Origin of the sequence: Hahella sp. CCB-MM4 (assembly GCF_002260525.1) — a bacterium.
Classification (GTDB): Bacteria; Pseudomonadota; Gammaproteobacteria; order Pseudomonadales; family Oleiphilaceae; genus Hahella.
This window is the reverse complement of sequence record NZ_MRYI01000045.1, coordinates 1-2,529: the sequence shown is the minus strand read 5'-3', so window position 1 is coordinate 2,529 and position 2,529 is coordinate 1. Positions and strand designations below refer to the sequence as shown.

Below are 2,529 nucleotides of genomic sequence, written 5' to 3'. Positions count from 1 at the left end.
TCTGGTCGGATCGTGCAGAAGCATCCCAGGCAAATGCGCCCGTTTTGACAATGCCAGATGTCGTTGACTGCAGCCCCGATGACATCGAGGACCAAGTGACATTTTCAGGTTTCAGAATTTCATCGAGACTAACGACAGTGAAATCATTGAGCGCTTCCAGATCAAGCGACTGCTCATACTTCGAGGTAGCAATCTCCCGGCCTAGAACATCGTACTCATGCTCTGTCACATAGCCTTCGGCATCAATGCTGTATTTGACCTGGCCTCTGGCGTCATACACCGTCCGAGCAGTCTCGGCGGCATAGCTCCCGGCAATCTGGATGTTCTGTATCTGGGCACCACCATCAAAGAAGTTGGCCTCCCCATGATAATCCTTGCTCTGGTCGGCGATCTGGGTGGACACATACACCAATTCAAACTGTGACTGCCCTTCTTCCCGCACGTAGTAAGATACCCGACCGTCCGACATCTCGATCCGATAACGGTTCCCCGCCTTCTGCTTCACCGCAAGATGGGCTTTACTCTCACCGTTTTCATAAACAAACAGCATGTCGCCGGTGCCGTTATAAAACGCATATTCCAGGTCGCTGTGGTGGGCGCTGCTGTTCTCCGAGTTCAGGCCCATCATCACCCGTTTGCCCAGAGCAGGCATCTCGAACTCGACCACACCCTGACCCTGGAAGGTCTGCCGGGTTAACGCTTCGGTATCCCAGCTATCGAGGGAACCGGTTTTCTTCACTGTGGTTGCAGTGATGTCCAGGCTGCCTTTGAGGTTAAACCAATCAGCACTGTCCCATTGCCAGTCACGGGCCAGGGCTGCGCTGTCCGCCACCGAGCCTGACGCATCGATCGCTAACTCATGCCGATGAGTCGTCACCACCCGCCCTTGGGCATCATACTCATACTCGGTCACATAGCCCTCGGCATCGATGTTGTATTTCACCAGACCACGGGCGTCATAGACATTCTTTGTCACGGCACCTGCCGGATCGGTGTCACTATCCGTCAGCATCATGCTGTGTATATAGGTGTCTGCGACCTGGTGATCCATCAGCTCCGTAAACGCCACCAGCCTGGCCTCTCCCCAGTCGGTTCCCGATAGGAAGTGGCTAAAACCTTCTTCGGGCTGGTTTCCCTTTTCGTACACATATACCCAGGTACCGGAGGCATCCGTCTGGATATCAATCAGGTAAGTCGCGTTATCACTCGCATTTCCCAACAACGTAAACTGACTGGCCTCATTCAATCTCTGATACGCAAAGATCTGCCCATCTTTAAACTGAATACCATGCTTGCGGTGTTCCGGGGTGGCAAAAGCATAAGTGGCACTTTCCAAGGCCACCGTAAGCCGACGACCGTCAGATTCTGAGCCAAGCTCCACTTCTGTCCGATAGGTCAAGCCTGCCTTAAAGGCGGTGTTGTCAGTGCCAGTAATCTGTGGCCAGACGGTAGGGCTGTGCGTGCCGGATGACATCCGTAAACGCCCATCTTCCAGTGCCACCGCGTTATCAACGTTATGTACCAAAAACCCATCGGTATTATCACTGAAGTCCTGGACCCAGTGATTCTTCAGAGCCCATTCAACACTTTGCTCGGAATAGGCAAAGTCTTGTGAAATCGGGGCATCGTAGGCGGTCGTTGATACAATCCGCCCCTGAGCATCGTAGGTATGCCCTGTCACATAGCCTTCGGCATCAATGCTGTATCTGACCTGCCCCTTGGCATCATAGATCTGGTAGCTGCGACTGGCAGACAGTCCTCCTGCCGCCTCAAACTTCACCGCATCGGCCACCACCGTACCGTTCCCCGTTGTAAGCAGCTCCACTTTCCCCTGACCGCCGAACGCAAAACTGCCCAGGGAGATCCACTCCCCCCCATTGAGCTGCTGGTTCACCACCACGTCGGTGGTCGTCGCCTGACCGTTCCCATCCAGGTGATGAATGCGGTAGGTGGCATTGCTTGCCCGGTTACTGTGAGCGGTCCACTTCGCAAAGACCTCCTGACGTGCACTGCCCGTCAGGGCCGACTCCCAGATAAACGACGGTTGTCCGCCACTGGCGTACAGGTAGTTCTCGCCCTCAAACCCTGACAGGCTGGAGCCCGCCGTCCAGCCTTCGGGGATTGTCTGGCTTTCACTGTCCACCACCGTGCTGAGCAGACTCATCTCGCCACCGTCCTGGGCGATCTGGTTCAGATGTGCCAGGAAGTCCGGCGTGATCGTAAAAGCTTCGTCATACTGAATCGTCTCAACTTCACGTCCTTTTCCGTCGTAGACATGCTCGGTCATATAGCCTTCAGCATCGAGGCTGTATTTGAGCTGTCCCTTGGCGTTGTACACCTGATAGCGATGGCTTGCAGCCACCTCTCCAGTAGTCTCAAACTTCACCGCATCGGCCACCACCGCCCCATCCCCAGAGGTCAGCAGCTCCACTTTCCCCTGACCGCCGAACGCAAAACTGCCCAGGGAGATCCACTCGCCTCCGTTGAGCTGCTGGTTCACCACCACGTCGGTGGTCGTCGCCTGACCGT

The 2,529-nt window shown here is 55.3% G+C and carries 1 pseudogene; it reads right to left on the bottom strand.

Features of this window, described 5'->3' with window-relative positions:
• A pseudogene (locus BTA51_RS28760) lies at nucleotides 1–2,529 on the bottom strand (hypothetical protein); the annotation flags it as partial.